Origin of the sequence: Blastococcus mobilis (assembly GCF_900188025.1) — a bacterium.
In the GTDB taxonomy this organism is placed as follows: Bacteria; Actinomycetota; Actinomycetes; order Mycobacteriales; family Geodermatophilaceae; genus Blastococcus_B; species Blastococcus_B mobilis.
Genome location: NZ_FZNO01000003.1, coordinates 271,159 through 289,399 on the forward strand (window position 1 = coordinate 271,159; position 18,241 = coordinate 289,399).

The window sequence follows — 18,241 nt, forward strand, 5'->3', positions numbered from 1 at the left end:
GCCTGGGCTGGGCTGCACGGGGTGACATCAGCCCAGGAACCACGATGGAGGTGCAACATGCGCAAGACCCTCACCCTGTCCAAGGAGACGCTCCGCATCCTCGACGACGAGGACCTGGCTCGTGTCGTCGGCGGTGGTGGCTACAGCGACAAGGACAAGGACAAGGACAAGGACAAGAAGAAGAACCACCCGAACAGTGGCAAGGCCAAGGAGAAGTTCAGCCACTGCCCGGGGCAGAAGTAGGTCGGCTGGCGCAGTTCCCAGAGCGTAGCCACCGGGTCCGGATGGGCTGATCCAGCGTCGATCGGCACGAGGGACGCAGGCGGCTGCAGGAAGGATCTGCGCCAGGCAGATGCGAGTGGCCAGGCTCCTGGTGCAGAGCCGATCCAGGGCCTGGCTTCTCGGCGTTACGGGATGAGCACGATCATGCCTCCACCTGTTGTGGGCCCTGCATCCGGCTGGCGGCCTCTGCTGTCGGGTTCGACCCGCCTTCGGGCTCTTCGGACCGTCGACGCCATCGCGGAGTCCATCGCCCCGCTGGCCCCCGGGGAGCGAGATCCCTCGCTCGCCGGAGGGCAGGCCGGTCTGGCCGTGCTCTATGCGTGGCTGGCCGAGGCGGGCCGCACTCCTCAGGCGCGCGATCTGGCCTGGCAGTGCCTCGACAGGGCGATCGAGGGGATGGCGACCGACGCGCTGGGCAGCTCGTTCTGGGAGGGGTTCCCAGGCATCGCCTGGGCCGCGGAGCTGGTGGATCGCCTGCTGGGCGACGACGCGGAGGACGGCGCGGTGACCGTGGAGAACGAGGTGGTCGACGACGCCGTCGTGCACCTCCTGTCGCAACCCCGGGAGTGGCCGGCGCCCCACGACCTCGTCGTCGGGGCCACCGGACTCGGGGTGTACGCCCTCGAACGCTGTCCACGCCCCTCGGCGGCCGAATGCCTGTACCTCGTCGTCGACCTGCTCGAGGACAGCGCGCAGCAGGACGAGCACGGTATCTACTGGTGGACCCGGCCGGCGGGGATACGGCAGCTCGAGGACCGGGAGGAGTATCCGTCGGGGCGTGCCGACCTGGGCATGGCCCACGGGGTCCCCGGGGCCATCGCCTTGCTCGGCGCGCTCTGCTCCGCAGGGGTGGCGCCGGCGAGGGTGCGTCCCCTCCTCGAGGGGGCCGTCAGGTGGCTTCTGGCGCAAGCGGTGGTGACCGAGTCGGGGCCGACCTTCCCCATCTGGGTGGCGCCGGGCTTGGACCCCGTTCCCGCTCGCTGTGCCTGGTGCTACGGCGATCCCGGGGTGGCGGCAGCCCTGTGGACGGCGGGACATGGCGCGGGAGAACCCGCGTGGGTTGCAGAGGCGGTCGCACTGGCCTGCCGGGCAGCGGAGCGGCCGCCGGCGGAAACGGGGGTCGACAGCGCCTGCTTCTGCCACGGGAGCGCCGGGCTCGGCCACCTGTACAACCGGCTGTATCAAGCCACCGGCGAGCCGAGGCTCGGTCGTGCTGCGGTCCACTGGCTCGAGCGCACGCTCGAGTGGTGCGACTCCGCGAGGGATGACGGGCCCCAGTGGGCCGCGGGGAGCGCAGGCCCTGGCCGGGGACCTTGGAGTGGTCTGGAGCTCACCCGGGGCGCGGTCGGGATCGCTCTCGCCCTGCTGGCAGCGGCCACACCCGTCGCCCCCTGCTGGGACCGGATGTTCCTGCTGTCGGCACCTCATGTCTCGGGGGCACACGGCAGATGACCGATGGCCTCAAGACACCTCCGTTCGCTCCGTCCGGATTCTTCGCCCTACGCACGCCACTGTTGCCCTTCGACGAGATCACGGCCCTGGGTGAGGGACTGGAAGCGACCGGGGCTCGCCCCGACCCCGAGGGTCTGGGCCGGGCTCTGCGCAGGGACCGGGCGCAGCTGCGGGGGCGTCTGCGGGCCGTCGTGAGCCGCCCGGAGTTGCGGGACGCACTCTTCGTGGGCTCCCCGAGCCTCGACGAGGCACTCGATGTCTGGCAGAAGGACCCGGACAGCGATCGGGGACGCAGATTCGAAGTCGCGTTGATGTCGTACTTCAGCCGAGCTGCGGCCCGTGCGACGCCCTTCGGCCTGTTCGCCGGGTGCACGACCGGCAGGATCGACTCTCGGACCGAGCTCCGGCTGAGAGCGCAGAAGGAGTACCAGCGTCACAGCCGGCTCGACATGGACTACCTGTGGGCCATGAGCCAAGCCGTCGAGCGCGATCCCCGGCTCCGCGCGGGGCTGACCTACCGGCCCAACTCCAGCATGTACGAGGCGGCAGGTCGGCTTCACCTCGCCGAGGGCCGGTTCACCGCCACCGGCCGCTCGTACCACCTCGTCGCTGTGGACCAGAGTGCGTATCTCACCGCGACGCTGGAACGCGCCCGGGGCGGGGCCACGCTCGGCGAGCTGGCCGCTGCGCTGGTCGACGACGAGGTCAGCCTGGCCGAGGCCGAGGACTACGTGGCCGACCTCGTCGACGCCCAGATCCTGGTCTCCGACCTGCGCCCCGGCGTCACCGGTGACGAGCCGATCCACGAACTCGTCGCGACCCTGGGGGAACACCCGGAGACCACGCCGCTGTCCGGCCGGCTCGACGAGGCGCGATCGGCTCTGGAGAAGATCGACGCCGAGGGTCCGGGCGTGCCACCCGAGCGGTACCGGGCGATGGCTTCCGGGCTCCACGGACTCCCCGCCCAGCCCGAGTTGTCCCGCCTCGTCCAGGTCGACCTCGTCAAGCCGGCGGTCCGAGCCACCCTGGGTGGCCAGGTCCTGACCGAGATCAGCCGAGGCGTGCGGCTCCTCCACCAGCTGGCCCCGGCCTCTCTCCCGGACCGGTTGTCCCGGTTCCGGGAAGAGTTCCGCGAGCGCTACGAGACGCGGGAGGTGGCCCTCGTCGAAGCCCTGGACGAGGAGACCGGCATCGGCTTCGAGACATCCCGCGCGCCCCAGGCCGGTGGGTCACCGCTCCTGGCCGGGCTGCCGCTCGGCAGCGAACCCGAAGGCGAGGCCGAGCGCTGGAGTGCGTGGCACGACCTGCTCCTCGGGAAGCTGGCTCGAGCCCTCTCCGCAGGCGTCGGCGAGATCAGCATCGAGGCCTCCGACCTCGAGCGCTTGCGCCCCGACCGGCGACCTCCGCTGCCCGATGCCTTCTACGTCATGGCCGCCGTGGCAGCCGAATCGGACGACGCCCTCGCGCACGGTGCCTTCCGGGTGCTGATCGACCACGTCGCAGGTCCGTCCGGCGCCGGCCTGCTGGGGCGCTTCTGCCATGCCGACCCCGAGCTGCTCACCTGCGTCGAGGCGCACCTGCGGGCGGAGGAGGCGCGCCACCCCGATCGGGTCTTCGCCGAGATCGTGCACCTCCCCGAAGGCCGCGTCGGCAACATCCTGTGCCGTCCGGTGCTCCGCGAGTACGAGATCCCCTACCTCGGCCGTTCCGGCGCCCCGGCCGATCGGCAGATCCCCATCACCGACCTGGTGGTGTCGGTGCAGGACGACCGGGTCGTGCTCCGCTCCTGTCGCCTCGGACGTGAGGTGGTGCCCCGGCTGACGACGGCGCACAACTACAGCCGGCGGAGTACGGGGCTGTACCGCTTCCTGTGCCGTCTGCAGGGTCAGGACACTGCGGGGTACCTCGACTGGGACTGGGGACCCCTGGCCGGGGCCCCCTTCCTGCCGCGGGTGGTGAGCGGGCGCCTGGTGCTGTCCCGCGCCCGCTGGAACCTGACCGAGCCGGAGGTGCGGATGCTCGGCCGGGCGGGAACGGTCTCCGGCTTCGCGGACGTGCAAGAGTGGCGCGCCGAGCGGCGGCTGCCTCGCCACGTGGCTCTGGCAGACGGCGACTACGAACTCCTCGTCGACCTCGACAACGTACTCAGCGTGGAATCGCTGGCCCACCAGCTCCGGGAGCGGCGCGGGGCCGTCCTGATGGAGATGTTGCCCGGCCCGGGAGAGCTCTGCGTCTCCGGTCCCGAAGGCCGGTTCGTGCACGAGGTGATCGTCCCGTTCGCCCGGACCGATGTTCCGGAACCGACGGTCGAGCACCTCCCCGGCACGACGGCGTCGGTCCGCCGCCGCTTCCCGCCCGGGTCGGAATGGCTCTACGCCAAGCTGTACGGCGGTGCCGCCATCGCGGACCAGGTGCTCACCCAGGTCGTCGGGCCGGTGGTGGAGTCCGCCCTGGCGTCCGGCGCCGCCGACCGCTGGTTCTTCATCCGCTACAGCGATCCCGACGTGCACCTGCGGGTCCGCCTGCACGGCGACCCCGAGCGGCTCGACGCCGAGGTCCGGCCCCCGCTGGTGGCGGCCGCCGCGGCGTCCGTCGACGCCGGCCAGGTGTGGCGGGTGCAGTTCGACACGTACGAGCGCGAGGTCGAGCGCTACGGCGGAGAGCGGGGGATCGAGCTGGCCGAGCAGCTCTTCCATGCCGACAGCGACGCCGTACTCGCGGTCCTGCGATCGCTGTCGGGGGACGGCGGGCTGGACCTCCGCTGGCGCCTGGCGCTTCGCGGCATCGACCTGCTGCTCGACGCCCTCGGGCTGGGCCTGGCGGAGAAGAGGTCCGTGGCGCGGGCGGCGCGGGAGGGGTACGGCCGGGAGTTCGGCGTCGACGGTGGGTTCCGGGGCGCGGTGGGCCGACGGTACCGGACGGAGCGCGCGAGTCTGGAGGCGCTTTTCGACCCGCGCCACGACCCCCCGGCCGGGTTGGCGCCGGGTCTCGAGGCGCTGCGCCGGCGATCGCTGCGCGTGGCTCCCGTGGCGGCAGAACTGCGGGAACTGGCGCATGGCGGGCACCTGCCGGTGCCGCTTCCCGAGCTGGCGACGAGCTACGCCCACATGCACGTCAACCGCCTGCTCCGCTCGGCGCAACGGGCCCAGGAACTCGTCCTCTACGAGCTGCTCGACCGCTCCTACAGCGCCCGGGCAGGGCGCCTGGCGGCGGCACCGTGACCACGTCGGGCGACCTGTTCCGCCGAGAGGCACTGGAGTACCGGACCCGCCCCCAGGGGTCGGACGGGGTGGTCCGCGTCGGAGCTCCGTGGGTGCGGTGGCTGTACTGGGTCGTGCTGGTGCTGGTGGTGGCCGGTCTGGCGCTGGCCGCCGTCACCCGTGTGGAGCGAACCGCCTCGGGGCCGGCCCTGGTCGACCTGCAGGCGGGGACGTTCACCGCCGTCCTGCCCGCCGCCGGCGGCTCCGAGCTGCGCGATGGCCGTCCCGTGCGGCTCGAGGTCGACGGCCCCGCGGGGCGGCAGGACATCGCGGCCTCGGTGTCACACATCGAGGCCGCCGACGACGCCGACGTGCGACGGGCCGGGTTCGACTCGGCCTCCCAGCCCGCCGTCCTCGTCACCGGGGTCCTCGCCCGTGACGCAGGAGCGTCGGCAGAGACGCCGTCGTCGCGCATGACGGGCCGAGCGGTGGTCGAGCTGGGGTCGCAGCGAGCGCTCCCCTTGTTTCTCCAGGGGTTCGGGGGAGCGCCGGAAGGGGAGAGCGGCTAGTGCTGCGGCGAAGACGTCACGGGCTGCATCGAGACCGAACCGGACGTGGCCTCCGGCTGCGCGGTCCTTGCCACCCGGTACGGCGGGTGCCCTGGATCAGGCAGATGGAGGTGGCCGACTGCGGAGCGGCCTGCCTGGCGATGGTTCTCGCTTACCACGGCAAGCACGTGGCGTTGGACGAACTGCGTGAGATGACCAGCACCAACCGCGACGGCGTGGACGCCTTCGCCGTGACGCAGGCGGCACGGTGGTACGGCCTGAGCGCCGGTGGGGTGGCCGCCGACATCGACGCGCTGGACGCACTGCCACCTGGCTCGATCCTGCACTGGGAGTTCGACCACTTCGTCGTCTTCGAGCGGGTGGGCCGACGAGGAGTGCAGATCGTCGATCCGGCCCTGGGCCGTCGGCACCTGTCGTTCCAGGCATTCCGGCGCGCCTACACCGGTGTGGCCATCGTCTGCGAGCCCGACTACCAGTTCCAGCGCAGCCCCCGCACGAGCAAGGGGACGTGGCGCTATTTGCGGCCGCTGCTCGGACAGTCCAGGATGCTCAGCCGGGTCCTCGTGACATCCGTGCTCATCCGGCTGGTGGCACTGGCCCTGCCGCTCCTCACGGCGCTGATCGTCGACGAGATCACCCCGCGCAACGACCGACATCTCCTGCTGATCATCGGGGCCGTCATGGCCGTCCTGGTCGGCTACTACTTCCTCGCCTCGCTGCTGCGGGCCCATCTGCTGCTCAGGCTGCGCACGCATCTGGACGTGCGGCTGACGAAGGGCTTCGTCGAGCACCTCGTGGACCTGCCGTACGACTTCTTCCTCCGACGGTCGGCCGGCGACCTGATGATGCGGCTGCAGAGCAACGCCGACGTGCGGGAGATCCTCACGACCGGCGCCCTGTCGGCCCTGCTGGACGGCAGTCTGGCCTGCCTGTACCTGGTCCTACTGGTCGCGCTGAGCCCTCCGCTGGCCGCGCTCGTGGCGGGGTTGGGCCTGCTCCAGGTGGCGGTCCTCCTGCTCTCCTGGCGGCGCAACCAGCACCTGATGTCGGAGAGCCTGCAGGTCGAGGCCAAGGCCCAGGGGTACACCTATCAGCTGCTCGCCGGCATCGAGACCCTCAAGGCCAGTGGCGCCGAACGGCGCGCGGCCGAGCGCTGGGAGGGACTGTACATCGACGAGGTCAACGTGGCGTTGGCACGGGGACGGCTGAACGCACTGGTCGGGGCCGTCATGGACGTGCTCCAGATGGGCTCACCGCTGGCCGTCCTGGTGTACGGGACGGTCCAGGTCCTCGATGACCAGATCTCACTTGGGACCATGCTGGCCGCCAGCGCTCTGGCGATCGGCTTCCTGCAACCGCTGGCCGACCTGGTCGGCACCGGCCTAGTGGTGCAGCTGACCCGCAGCTACATGGAGCGCATCAACGACGTGCTGGACACGCCCCGCGAGCAGGAGGGGCAGACCGTGTCACCCGCGCCCCGCCTCACCGGTCACGTGCGGGCCGAAGGGGTCTCCTTCGCCTACGGACGGCTGGCCCCACCGGTGGTGAGAGACGTCGTGCTCGAGGTGCAGCCCGGCCAACGGCTGGGGATCGCCGGCCGTTCCGGTTCGGGGAAGTCGACCCTCGCCCATCTCCTCCTGGGCTTCTACAGCCCGTCCTCCGGGCGGATCCTGTTCGACGGGGTCGAGCTGGGCGAGATGGAGGTCCGTTCCCTGCGCGGACAGCTGGGCATCGTGACCCAGCGCCCCTACCTGTTCGGTTCGTCCATCCGGGAGAACATCGCCCTCACCGATCCCGCGACCCCGTTCGAAGCGGTCGTCGAGGCCGCCAAGCTCGCTTGCATCCACGACGACATCGTCGCCATGCCGATGGGCTACGACACGCTGCTGCTCGACGGGGGCGCGTCGTTGTCGGGTGGTCAGCAGCAGCGGATCGCCCTGGCACGAGCCCTCGCTCATCGGCCGGCGATCCTGCTGCTCGACGAGGCCACCAGCGACCTGGACAGCATCACCGAACGACTGGTCCTGGAGAACCTCGACTCGCTCGGTTCCACGACCATCGTGATCGCCCACCGCATGAGCACGATCAGGAACGCCGACCTCATTCTGGTGATGGACCACGGACGGGTCGTGGAACAGGGAACCCACGACGAACTGATGGCGCTCTCCGGCACATACCAGGAGCTGGTCAACACGCAGGAGGGCAGGAGTTCACCCGCGCAGGAATACCTGGATCCGCACGGGGGGTGACGTCCACCCGGACCCGCCGCCGGTTTTCTCGGCCGACAGCCGCTCCCCCGGGATAGCTCGGCAACGGCACGGTCCGACGGCACCGTCAGACCAGCTGCGGCGCCACCTCGCTCGCCACCAGGTCGAGGTGGTCGAGATCGGTGAGGTCGAGAACCTGCAGGTACACCCGCTCCGCACCGGCCTCGGCGTATCGGCCGAGGATGTCCACCGCCTCGGCCGGGGTGCCCGCGACACCGTGCTCCCGCAGCTCGGCGACCTCCCGGCCGATGGCCGCGGCACGTCGGGCGATCTCCGCCTCGTCCTTGCCGACGCAGAGCACCAGCGCCGAGCTGCACACCATGGACCCCGGGTCGCGGCCGACCTCCTCGCATGCCTCCCGGACGCCGGCGAACAGGCGGATGTTGTCGGCCACCGAAGCGAAGGGCACGTTGAACTCGCTGGCGTAACGAGCCGCCAGTCGCGGGGTCCGCTTCTTCCCGGCACCGCCGACCAGGACCGGGATGCCGCTCTCCTGCACCGGCTTGGGCAGCGCCGGGGACTCGACGAGCTGGTAGTACTGGCCCCGGAAGTCGAAGGTCTCCCCCGCCGGGGTGTTCCAGAGTCCGGTGACGACGGCGAGCTGCTCCTCGTAGCGGTCGAAACGCTCGCCCAGCGACGGGAAGGGGATGCCGTACGCGGCGTGCTCGGCCTCGAACCAGCCCGCCCCGATGCCGAGCTCCACGCGGCCGCCGCTCATCTGGTCGACCTGGGCGACGGTGATGGCCAGCGGCCCGGGCAGCCGGAAGGTGCCCGCCGTCATGAGGGTGCCGAGGCGGATCCTGCTCGTCTCGCGCGCCAGCCCGGCCAGCGTGGCCCAGGCGTCGGTGGGGCCAGGCAGTCCGTCACCGCCCATGGTCAGGTAGTGGTCGGACCGGAAGAAGGCGTCGAAGCCCGTCTCCTCGGTGCGCCGGGCGACGGCGAGCAGGTCGTCGTAGGTGGCACCCATCTGGGGCTCGGTGAAGATCCGCAACTGCACCCCTCGACGCTAACCGGCCCCGGCGTTCTGCCGCGCGGCAGGCGAACCCGGGGTGTGCTCGTCGCCCGGACCGGGCAGGATGGCCGCCAGACGATCAACTCGGAGGTGCAGCTCGTGTTCCGCAAGAAGACACGTGGTCAGGTCATCGGCGCCGAGCTCCAGGAGGGTTTCGCCCACATCGGCGTAGCGGCCACCGAGGCCGGCCGCCTCGCAGCCGAGCAACTGGGACCGCGGGTGGCCGCGGCCCGGGAGGCGGCGGGCCCGGCGCTGGACGCCGCTCAGAAGGCCGCCGCCCTGAAGGTGGCACCCAAGGTCGCCGCCGCCGTGGCGGTGGCCGCACCGGCCGTGAGCTCGGCCCGGGACGCCGTCGCGCCGCGGGTCGACGCAGCTCGGGAGCGCATGGAGGCGACGCGGGAGGTGCTGACCCCCCGCTTCGAGGCGGCCCGCGACGCCGCCGCCCCGCGGGTGGCCTCCGCCGTGACGGCCGCCCAGGCGGCTGCTGCCAAGGCCGCGGCCGACCTGGCGCCGCACGTCGAGGCGGCCCAGAAGGCAGCCCACAAGGCCCTGCAGGACGACGTCGTCCCGCGGCTCGAGGCAGCGCAGACCGCCGCGCTCGCCTACGCCGTCCCCCGAGCCGTCGCCGCCCGGGACGCGGTGACGCCGGCGCTGGAGAGCGCGAAGGAGGCCCTCGCCGCCGGGGTCGAGAGCGCACGCAGCGAGCTGGAGGCCCGCCGGGCCGAGGTGGCCGCCGCTGCGGCCGAGTCGACCCGGAAGGCCCGCAAGAAGGCCCGGAAGGCGCGCAAGGTCGCCGGCAAGAAGCACCGCGAGCTCGAGAAGAAGGTTGCAGCCACTGCGTCGCAGGTGAGGCGCACGACCGTGGTGGAGGCCGCGCCCCGGCGCTGGCCCTGGGTGTTGGTCGCCCTCGCCGTGGGTACGGCCGTGTTCGCCCTGCTGCGCCGCAAGAAGGACGACGCCTGGACCCCCGCGCCCGCCGGCGACGGCCCGGTGCCCAGCTACCGAGAGGACCCCGTGCCTACTTCCCCCAGCGACTCCGGCAAGACGGTCTCCACCGCCATGGAAACGCCCAACGACTCCGCGCCTGCGGAGTCGGACATGGGCGTGCGCGACGCCCAGCTCGTCGACGGCGACGGCCCCGACAGCCCGACCGTCAACGGCACCGACGCCCCGCAGCCCTTCACCTCCGGCGGCGGCGCGGACGAGGGTCCGACCGCCGGCCCGGCCGACAAGCAGGTCTGATCGTCCCGCCCGCACCGTTCGACGCCCCCGTTGCCTCGCGCACCGGGGGCGTCGCGCGTCTGCGGGTACCGTGGAGATCATGAGTGAGACGGCGGCCCCGATCCCCTCGTCGGACACCCGGATCGAGCCCGCCGGCCGGAAGCTGCTCCGACTCGAGGTCCGCAACAGCCAGGTGCCGATCGAGCGCAAGCCGGAGTGGATCAAGACCCGGCTGAAGACCGGTCCGGAGTACACCGAGCTGAAGTCGCTCGTCCGCCGTGAAGGCCTGCACACCGTCTGCGAAGAGGCCGGCTGCCCCAACATCTACGAGTGCTGGGAGGACCGCGAGGCCACCTTCCTCATCGGGGGCGACCAGTGCACCCGGCGGTGCGACTTCTGTCAGATCGACACCGGCAAGCCGGCCGACTTCGACGCCGACGAGCCACGCCGTGTAGCCGAGAGCGTCGCGACGATGGGCCTGAAGTACGCGACGATCACCGGCGTCGCCCGCGACGACCTGCCCGATGGCGGTGCGTGGCTCTATGCCGAGACCGTCCGCCAGATCCACGCCCAGCTCCCCGGCTGCGGCGTCGAGCTGCTCATCCCCGACTTCAACGCCGACCCCGACCAGCTGGCCGAGGTGTTCTCCTCCCGCCCCGAGGTGCTGGCGCACAACGTCGAGACGGTGCCACGGATCTTCAAGCGCATCCGGCCGGGATTCCGCTTCGAGCGCTCGCTCGCGGTCATCACGGCTGCCCGCGAGGCCGGCCTGGTGACCAAGTCGAACCTGATCCTGGGCATGGGCGAGGAGCCGCACGAGGTCGTCGAGACGATGCAGGCCCTCCACGACGCCGGGTGCGACCTGCTGACCATCACCCAGTACCTGCGGCCCTCGCCGCGGCACCACCCCGTCGTCCGCTGGGTGAAGCCCGACGAGTTCGTCGGCTTCCAGGCCGAGGCCGAGAAGATCGGCTTCCCCGGGGTCCTGGCCGGCCCGCTGGTGCGCAGCTCCTACCGCGCCGGCCGCCTCTACCAGCAGGCGATCGAGGCTCGCGGGCTCACCCACCAGGCCTGACTTCCGGCAGGTCGGCTCGGCGCGGCGTCGCGCGCCCCTATCCTGGGGGCATGGCACGCAGCAAGCCCACAGACGCGACCGCTCCGAGCGGCAAGGCCGGCCGCGGCCCGAAGGACGGTGGGCGCGGCCGCAGCTCGGGCGCTGCGGCTCCCGGCGGGTCCACCGCCGCGTCCGGCTCCGGCAAGGGCAAGGCGCCGAAGCTGGACAAGAACGGCCAGCCCAAGGTCGGCCGGCTGAAGAAGGTCCGCGGTCAGGCCCGCATGATCAAGCAGGCCTACTCGCTGACGCGCAAGAACGACCCCAAGCTCCCCTGGATCATGCTGATCTGGTTCGTGGCGGTCGCTGCGGCGGTCGAGCTGGTTGGCATCCTGTTCGACTCCCCCTTCATCTTCCTGCCGCTCGCCCTCGTCAGCGGTGGCCTGGCCGCGCTGGTCGTCTTCGGCCGGCGCGCCCAGGGCTCGGCCTACCGACAGGTCGAGGGCCAGCCCGGAGCGGCCGCATGGGTGCTCGAAGGCATGCGCGGTGACTGGCGGGTCACCTCCGGCGTCGCCGGTACCCAGCAGATGGACGCCGTCCACCGGGTGTTGGGCCGGCCGGGCGTGATCCTGGTGGCCGAAGGGGTGCCGGCCCGGGTCCGCGGCCTGCTCGCGCAGGAGAAGAAGAAGGTCGCGCGGGTCGTCGGTGACACCCCGATCTACGACATCACCGTCGGCGACGACGAGGGCCAGATCCCGCTGCGCAAGCTAAGCACCCACGTCATGAAGCTGCCGCGGAACCTGAGCGCCGCCGAGGTCAACGCCCTGGCCCGCCGGATGAGCGCCCTGGGCGGTTCGCGCATGCCGGTCCCCGGCGGACCGCTCCCCGGCGGCCGGCAGATGTCGATCAGCCAACGCCAGGTGCGCCGCCGGGGGTGAGGTGACCCGGCCGCGGTGTCGTGCCGAGTGGGCCCGGGAGGGACGACGAAGCGGCTCGACGGCGGTCGGGGACGGCTCGTGGCCGCGGTGCGATCCGCGAGGATCGCCATGTCTCAATCGCGGACGACGGCGGTGTCGGTGAGCCGGTCGTGCAGACCACGGCCGTCGCTGTCGACCACCAATGCGGGAACCAGCAGGCACAGCAGCGCCGTGCGGACCACGGCGCGCCACGGGGCCAGCCGCCGCCCCTGCCGCGGATGGGCCAGCCGCAGACCCAGCAACCGCATGCCAGGGGTCTGCCCGAAGGCGATCAGGCAACCGACGGTGATGGCGGCGAAAGCGACCAGAGACCAGTTGCCCGGCAGCTCGGGCGCGGTGAACAACCCGGCGATCAGGGCAGACCCGAGCGCGTCGACGCAGAAGGCGACCACTCGGGTGCCGAAGCCTGCCAGCGATCCCGGTCCGTCGGCCGCCAACCCCAGAGAGGCGCCCCGCACGCGGCCTTGAGAGGGTGGCTGCACGTCCCTGACCATGCACGCCAGAGTAGTAAGAGGACCCCCTGCCCCCCACCACTCGCACGCTCGCGGCGGGACCCTGCAGGGGGCCAATGCGAGCCCGCGACACGCGGGGAGCGTTGTTACCCCGCCGAAACACTTGGGACACCGGGGGGCAACTCCCCGCTCGTAGCTTGCGGTCCAGCAGTTCGCCCACTCCCGGAGGATCGATGTTCACCAGCCCCGACGAGGTCGCCGCCTACATCCGCGACAACGACGTCGAGTACGTCGACGTCCGTTTCTGCGATCTTCCCGGCGTCATGCAGCACTTCACCATCCCGGCGTCGACCTTCGGCGAGGACACGTTCTCCGAGGGCCTGGGCTTCGACGGATCGTCGATCCGCGGCTTCCAGGCGATCAACGAGTCGGACATGCTGCTGCTGCCCGACGCCAACAGCGCCTTCCTCGACCCGTTCCGTCGGCACAAGACGCTCAACGTCAACTTCTTCATCCACGACCCGATCACGCGCGAGGCCTACAGCCGCGACCCGCGCAACGTGGCGAAGAAGGCGGAGGCGTACCTGGCGTCCAGCGGCATCGCCGACACCGCCTACTTCGGCGCCGAGGCGGAGTTCTACATCTTCGACTCCGTCCGGCACGGCACCGGCATCAACGAGGGCTACTACCACATCGACGCGGTCGAGGGCTCGTGGAACACCGGTTCCCTGACCGGTGAGGACGGCGGCCCGAACCTGGGTTACAAGACCCGCCCCAAGGGCGGCTACTTCCCGGTCGAGCCGTACGACCACCAGAGCGACCTGCGCGCGACGATGATGACCAACCTGACCGCCGCCGGGCTGGAGCTCGAGCGCGGTCACCACGAGGTGGGCACCGGCGGGCAGGCCGAGATCAACTACAAGTTCGACACGCTGCTTCGCTCGGCCGACAGCCTGATGCTGTTCAAGTACGTCATCAAGAACACCGCCTGGGCCGAGGGCAAGAGCGTCACCTTCATGCCCAAGCCGCTGTTCGGTGACAACGGTTCCGGCATGCACTGTCACCAGAGCCTCTGGAAGGACGGCGAGCCGCTGTTCCACGCCGAGACCGGCTATGCGGGGCTCTCCGACATGGCCCGGCACTACATCGGTGGACTGCTCGCCCATGCGCCGTCGCTGCTGGCCTTCACCAATCCGACCGTGAACAGCTACCACCGGCTGGTGCCGGGCTACGAGGCACCGATCAACCTGGTCTACTCCGCCCGCAACCGCTCGGCGTGCACCCGCATCCCGATCTCCGGCGACAGCCCCAAGGCCAAGCGCATCGAGTTCCGCGTGCCCGACCCGTCGGCCAACCCCTACCTCGCCTTCTCGGCGATGCTGATGGCCGGCCTCGACGGCGTGAAGAACAAGATCGAGCCGCCGGCACCGGTCGACAAGGACCTCTACGAGCTGCCGCCCGAGGAGGCCCTGGGCATCGAGAAGGTGCCCGCGTCACTGGACGCCGTCCTGGACCGGCTCGAGACCGACCACGACTACCTGATCGACGGCGGTGTCTTCACCCCCGACCTGATCGAGACGTGGATCGAGTACAAGCGCGAGTTCGAGATCGACCCGATCCGCCTCCGCCCGCACCCGCACGAGTTCGCGATGTACTACGACATCTGAGTTCGGCAAGCCGCTGACCAGGGCTTATGTCCGAGAGGCGGTAGCAGTCCCCGACGAGTCCCCACGGGCCGCCAGCACAGCACCAACGGCGGCCCGTGCGGACTCGTCGCTGTCTGACAGAGGTGCCCGTGGGTGTCGAGCGTCGTCGTGGCGCTGCCGTGCTGGAGCCGGTGCTGGACGACCTTCACGTCGAGGCCGCTGCCGATGAGCAGCGACGCGAGGTAGTGCCGGAGGTCGTGGAAGCAAGGCCTCGGGCAGCCCGGAGACTTTCGGCCGCGCCGAGCGGATCGCCCGCTCGATTCCCCATGTCGAGGTCTGCCGGCCGGTCCCGTCGGTGGGGACGTACTCGCCGCCCCACCGGGCCACGGCTGCCGAGAGCTCGAGCGCGAGTTCCTGCGGGATCGGAAGCGGCGTACGCGATGCCTCCGTCTTGAGCGGCTCGCCGTCACCCTGACGGATCGGCCGCACGACGCCCCGCATGAAGTCGACGTCCTCAACGCGCAGCGCGACCGCCTCGGCGGTGCGCAGCCCGACGAACGCCCCGAGCAGGACGGCGGGGCGCAGGTGCTCGGCGACCGTGTCGTGCAGCGCCCAGACTTCCTCGGTCGTGGCGACGTAGGGCCGCTGACCACCCGTCCCGGGTGACGTGCGTCGCGAGCACGGGTCCGCGCCAGCAGACCGTCGTGGACGGCGTCGCTCATGATCTGCGACAGCCGAGAGTGCAGCACGTAGACGTAACTGTCGGCCAGGCCGTCGGCTTTGAGCTACACCGTCCACGAGCGCACCGCCGAAGGCCGCACCGACGACAGCGGCATGGGGCCGAACGCCGCGGTGATCTGGGCGACGTGCACCTGCGCCTGCCGAACCGTCCGGGGGCGCCGGGTGGCGTAGCCGGCCAACAGGTCTCGCACCAGTCGGCGACGGTCGTCCGGGCGGTCGTGGGGTCGACGTAGGTGCCAGTCCCCTGAGGCCACGAGCCTCTCCGATCTGTTGCGCGGGCACAGGGCGGTTGTCGAGCTCCATCAGGAGAGGTGCGGCTCCCTGGCGACCCGCGCCTCGAGCGCCTCGCGGGCGAGCTGGGAGATGGTCTTGCCCTCCCGGGCGGCGATCTGGGCGGCGCGGTTGCGGACGCCGGGGGTGACGCGGAAGGCGATGCGCGGCGAAACTGCGGCCTCTCCCGTGAGGGACGGGCGGCCTCCGCGGCCCCTGACCTCCACGACGATCTCCGCGGCCCGCTGCTCGGTTAGCCGGGTCCCATCGGTCAGCCGGACGTCGTCCTCGTCCAGCCCGCAAGCCGAACCGGCCACGGCAACGGTTGAGCGGTACGGGGAGCCAGCCGCCGTCGTCCCGCACAGGATCCCCCTGCGGTGCCTGAACGGGCAAAGCTGGAATGGCCCCCATGACGCCCGGTGCTCGTCCGGCTAGCGAGACGTCGCCGCGGGCGCGTGCGGGCAACTCAAGCGCGCGCTGGACTGTCGTATGGAATTTGGCCACGGCGGCAGAAGCAGGGCTAGCCACCGATCCGGCGCAGCAGCCGGTGCGCGCCCGGCCCGGTCAGCTCTCCCGTGAGACCGCGGCGACCTGCGATGGCCATCAGGAGCGCCTCTCCGGTTCCGTGGACCTGCGGCCCCCGGCCGAAGGCCCACTCCAGGTCGGTCGCCACCAGGCGCACGTCGCGGGTGCGCACCACCCCGCGCACGACGGGGGCGAACAGCGCCGTCCACAGCGCGGGCACCAGGCGCTCTGCCGGGATGGGGCTGGGCCGGGCGAGCGGCCGACGGATGTCCTGCTGGTGGATCATGCCGTCGGTTAGGCCGATCGCCCCGCCCAGGCCAGCGGTCAGCCCGCGCGGGGTCAGGTGCCGGCGCAGCAGCTCGACCAGCTCCTGCGGCCTGCGGGTGCCGTACTCGGCCAGACCGATGCCGTTGACCCGGTCGGTGCGGAAGCGGCCCTTGGCGAAGCGGCTGGCGAGCTGGCGGGCCGCCAGCTCCTCGTAGCTGAGCACGTGCGCCACCACGTCGTGCACGGTCCAGCCCTCGCACAGCGACGGCTGCTGCCACTCCTGCGGTGAGAGGGACTCCAGCAGCGCGAGCAGGTCCTCGCGCTCGGCCCTGGCCAACCCAAGCAGCCTCATCTGTCTCCGATCACCACCGGCCGTCCATGCTGACCGGGATTGTCCAGGCAGTCCGCCTGCCGCATCACCGTCCCGCTGGCCATTCGTCAACCGGGACGGTTCGTCGCGCGCCTTCCTGCCGCATCTGCAGTGGCTCGGCCACGGCATCGGGTCAAGTCCGGTTCAGTCGGCGGGGATGCCATGGGCAACGCAGTCTCGAATCTGTGCCGCAGCCTGATCTGCGACGGGATGTCCGATCCGACGGGTCGCCGATCAGCACCTCACCCCGAGCCTCCTGACCTTCACCGCACGGTCACGGAACCGTCGCGCGGAGCACACGCCGTGGCTGCCGGCCCTTCCTAGCGTCACCGGCGTCCCTGGAACTCGCACGGAAAGCAGGAGCATGCTGCACGCCGCCCGCACCGCCCTGACGGGGCTGTTCGTCACCACTGCACTGGTTGGAGGGGCCTCCGGCGCCCTTGCCGAGGAGCACTCCCGTGGCTCCGCATCCTCGGCTGAGGTCGAGATCATCGCTCACCGTGGGGCCTCGGCCTACGCGCCGGAGAACACGCTGCCCGCGGTCGACCTCGGCGCCGACATTCGCGCCGACTACGTCGAGATCGACGTCCAGATGAGCAGCGACGGAGAACTCGTCGTCATGCACGACACCACGCTGGCCCGCACCACCGACGTGGAGACCCACTACCCGGACCGCGCCCCGTGGAACGTCCGTGACTTCACGCTGGAGGAGATCGAGGCCCTCGATGCCGGGTCCTGGTTCGGCGCCGAGTTCGCCGGTACGGGCGTGCCGACCCTGCAGCAGGTGCTCGACACGCTGCGCGGCCGCGCCGGGCTGCTCCTGGAGGTCAAGAGCCCGCAGCTGTACCCGGGTATCGCCGAGGCCATCGTCGCCGAGCTCGACGGCGAGGGCTGGCTGCAGGCCGACTCCCGCGCCGGCCGCCTGGTCGTGCAGTCCTTCGACTGGCAGTTCATGGAGCAGTTCAACGAGCTCGCCCCCCGGGTGCCCGCCGGTCTGCTCGGCGGCCCGCCGTCGGAGGCGCAGATGGCCGAGCTGTCCGCCTGGGCCGACCAGATCAACCCCAGCCACACCCGTGTGACGTCTGCCTTCGTCGACATGGTGCACCGCTACGGCATGGAGACCTGGCCCTACACCGTCAACGACGCCGACCGCATGCGCCAACTCATCGACCTCGGCGTCGACGGCGTCATCACGGATCGGCCCGACGTCCTCATCGAGGTCGTCGACGAGGAGCGGGGCGAGCGTCAGGCCGCATAGCCGCCGGTCAGTCACCCCGCCCCCAGTGGAGGAGCCCCGCCTCGTGGCGGGGCTCCTCCCGCCGTATCAGGGTCCATGGGGAGCGGGACCCGGTCACCGCGGCACTCCCGCAGCCGTACACGACGGTCTGCCGTCCTCTCCGGGTCTGAGCGCGGATGGGGCAGGGCTCGACCGGTGTCCCGGTGTCGAACCGGCACAGGCTCCAGGTGCTCGTCGATGCGATCGACGCCGCACGACCCGCGCCAGGTCGCTCACGGGCGCATCGGGGCAGTGACGAACGGAAGGCGGATGCCACGGACCCGGCGCGGGCGCCGGGCGGGCAGGGTTGTCGACGGCGCCTGAAAGCTGACCCCCTGACGGCAGGCGGGTTCTACGGCGGATTCGCGCGGTCGTCGCAACGCTGACGGGTTCACCCTGCCAGTTCGGCCTCCATCGCATAGCCGGCGTGCGCCAGGCGAGTGCTTGCAAGGGCGGGCGTTGATCCGCGGCTCATCCCCACGACATCGCGACTCTGGTGCGCCCCAGACTAGTACTACAGCCGCACCTGTCTTGTCGGCTGCGGTGTGTCTACTGGGTTGAGGGCTTTGAGGTCACGACTGTCTCGGGATGGTCGAAGATGTGACCGTGGCCGAGGTCGAGGACTGGGCCGTGGGTCTGGAGAAGGTGCTCGAGCGGATCGGT

16 protein-coding genes are annotated in these 18,241 nt (G+C 71.3%); 10 read left to right on the plus strand and 6 right to left on the minus strand.

The features are described from left to right. The first annotated feature begins 57 nt into the window (after positions 1–57). The 5 genes from CHB94_RS04610 to CHB94_RS04630 all read left to right on the plus strand — a co-directional run bounded on the left by CHB94_RS04610 (position 58) and on the right by CHB94_RS04630 (position 7,752). Positions 58–243: a hypothetical protein gene (locus CHB94_RS04610; protein ID WP_089335394.1), complete on the plus strand. Its 186-nt coding sequence runs from the start codon at positions 58–60 to the stop codon at positions 241–243. Between the two features lie 183 nt (positions 244–426). Next, positions 427–1,734: a lanthionine synthetase C family protein gene (locus CHB94_RS04615; protein ID WP_176445412.1), complete on the plus strand. Its 1,308-nt coding sequence runs from the start codon at positions 427–429 to the stop codon at positions 1,732–1,734. Between the two features lie 62 nt (positions 1,735–1,796). Further along, the gene (locus tag CHB94_RS04620; RefSeq protein WP_217899162.1) at positions 1,797–4,955 is read left to right on the plus strand and encodes a lantibiotic dehydratase; all 3,159 of its coding nucleotides are present in this window, start codon (positions 1,797–1,799) and stop codon (positions 4,953–4,955) included. Then, positions 4,952–5,503, plus strand: coding sequence for a hypothetical protein (locus CHB94_RS04625; RefSeq protein ID WP_141137416.1), 552 nt, complete (start codon positions 4,952–4,954; stop codon positions 5,501–5,503). The genes CHB94_RS04620 and CHB94_RS04625 overlap by 4 nt, the downstream gene beginning before the upstream one ends. Positions 5,504–5,589: 86 nt before the next feature. Beyond that, entirely contained in the window at positions 5,590–7,752 is a 2,163-nt protein-coding gene (locus tag CHB94_RS04630) for a peptidase domain-containing ABC transporter (protein WP_217899163.1), read from the plus strand. Positions 7,753–7,837: 85 nt separating this feature from the next. Here the strand turns inward: CHB94_RS04630 and CHB94_RS04635 are convergent, their stop codons facing one another. Further along, a complete protein-coding gene (locus CHB94_RS04635; RefSeq protein WP_089335399.1) occupies positions 7,838–8,767 on the minus strand; it encodes an LLM class F420-dependent oxidoreductase in 930 nt (309 codons plus the stop codon). A gap of 114 nt (positions 8,768–8,881) precedes the next feature. On the opposite strand from CHB94_RS04635, the gene CHB94_RS04640 reads away from it, so the two are divergent. The 3 genes from CHB94_RS04640 to CHB94_RS04650 all read left to right on the plus strand — a co-directional run bounded on the left by CHB94_RS04640 (position 8,882) and on the right by CHB94_RS04650 (position 11,992). Next, positions 8,882–10,024 (plus strand): hypothetical protein, encoded by a 1,143-nt coding sequence (locus CHB94_RS04640; protein ID WP_141137417.1) that lies wholly within the window; start codon positions 8,882–8,884, stop codon positions 10,022–10,024. A gap of 79 nt (positions 10,025–10,103) precedes the next feature. Then, positions 10,104–11,078, plus strand: coding sequence for a lipoyl synthase (lipA, locus tag CHB94_RS04645; RefSeq protein ID WP_089335401.1), 975 nt, complete (start codon positions 10,104–10,106; stop codon positions 11,076–11,078). A gap of 50 nt (positions 11,079–11,128) precedes the next feature. Then, positions 11,129–11,992: a DUF4191 domain-containing protein gene (locus CHB94_RS04650; RefSeq protein WP_089335402.1), complete on the plus strand. Its 864-nt coding sequence runs from the start codon at positions 11,129–11,131 to the stop codon at positions 11,990–11,992. A gap of 113 nt (positions 11,993–12,105) precedes the next feature. Here CHB94_RS04650 and CHB94_RS04655 read toward each other — a convergent pair whose 3' ends face one another. Then, entirely contained in the window at positions 12,106–12,513 is a 408-nt protein-coding gene (locus CHB94_RS04655) for an RDD family protein (protein ID WP_254920398.1), read from the minus strand. Between the two features lie 203 nt (positions 12,514–12,716). Here CHB94_RS04655 and glnA point away from each other — a divergent pair, with 203 nt between their 5' ends. Beyond that, entirely contained in the window at positions 12,717–14,150 is a 1,434-nt protein-coding gene (gene glnA, locus CHB94_RS04660) for a type I glutamate--ammonia ligase (protein ID WP_089335404.1), read from the plus strand. Here glnA and CHB94_RS04665 read toward each other — a convergent pair. From CHB94_RS04665 to CHB94_RS04675, 4 genes are all read right to left on the minus strand, one after another. Further along, positions 14,138–14,851: a tyrosine-type recombinase/integrase gene (locus CHB94_RS04665; RefSeq protein WP_217899164.1), complete on the minus strand. Its 714-nt coding sequence runs from the start codon at positions 14,849–14,851 to the stop codon at positions 14,138–14,140. The genes glnA and CHB94_RS04665 overlap by 13 nt on opposite strands. A gap of 63 nt (positions 14,852–14,914) precedes the next feature. Then, positions 14,915–15,061, minus strand: a complete 147-nt coding sequence (locus tag CHB94_RS25590) for a hypothetical protein (RefSeq protein ID WP_217899165.1) — start codon at positions 15,059–15,061, stop codon at positions 14,915–14,917. A 111-nt stretch (positions 15,062–15,172) separates the two neighbouring features. Further along, positions 15,173–15,457 (minus strand): hypothetical protein, encoded by a 285-nt coding sequence (locus tag CHB94_RS04670; RefSeq protein WP_089335405.1) that lies wholly within the window; start codon positions 15,455–15,457, stop codon positions 15,173–15,175. A gap of 203 nt (positions 15,458–15,660) precedes the next feature. Further along, positions 15,661–16,284: a maleylpyruvate isomerase family mycothiol-dependent enzyme gene (locus CHB94_RS04675; RefSeq protein WP_089335406.1), complete on the minus strand. Its 624-nt coding sequence runs from the start codon at positions 16,282–16,284 to the stop codon at positions 15,661–15,663. A 382-nt stretch (positions 16,285–16,666) separates the two neighbouring features. Here CHB94_RS04675 and CHB94_RS04680 point away from each other — a divergent pair, with 382 nt between their 5' ends. After that, positions 16,667–17,560 (plus strand): glycerophosphodiester phosphodiesterase, encoded by an 894-nt coding sequence (locus CHB94_RS04680; protein ID WP_089335407.1) that lies wholly within the window; start codon positions 16,667–16,669, stop codon positions 17,558–17,560. Positions 17,561–18,241 lie beyond the last annotated feature (681 nt).

What these genes read in the sequence shown, in the direction of transcription:
- lipA (WP_089335401.1), top strand. Translation starts at nt 10,104, where the DNA reads ATGAGTGAGACGGCGGCCCCGATCCCCTCGTCGGACACCCGGATCGAG.
- CHB94_RS04650 (WP_089335402.1), top strand. Translation starts at nt 11,129, where the DNA reads ATGGCACGCAGCAAGCCCACAGACGCGACCGCTCCGAGCGGCAAGGCC.
- CHB94_RS04615 (WP_176445412.1), top strand. Translation starts at nt 427, where the DNA reads ATGCCTCCACCTGTTGTGGGCCCTGCATCCGGCTGGCGGCCTCTGCTG.
- CHB94_RS04680 (WP_089335407.1), top strand. Translation starts at nt 16,667, where the DNA reads ATGCTGCACGCCGCCCGCACCGCCCTGACGGGGCTGTTCGTCACCACT.
- CHB94_RS04665 (WP_217899164.1), bottom strand. Translation starts at nt 14,851, where the DNA reads ATGAGCGACGCCGTCCACGACGGTCTGCTGGCGCGGACCCGTGCTCGC.
- glnA (WP_089335404.1), top strand. Translation starts at nt 12,717, where the DNA reads ATGTTCACCAGCCCCGACGAGGTCGCCGCCTACATCCGCGACAACGAC.
- CHB94_RS04675 (WP_089335406.1), bottom strand. Translation starts at nt 16,284, where the DNA reads ATGAGGCTGCTTGGGTTGGCCAGGGCCGAGCGCGAGGACCTGCTCGCG.
- CHB94_RS04610 (WP_089335394.1), top strand. Translation starts at nt 58, where the DNA reads ATGCGCAAGACCCTCACCCTGTCCAAGGAGACGCTCCGCATCCTCGAC.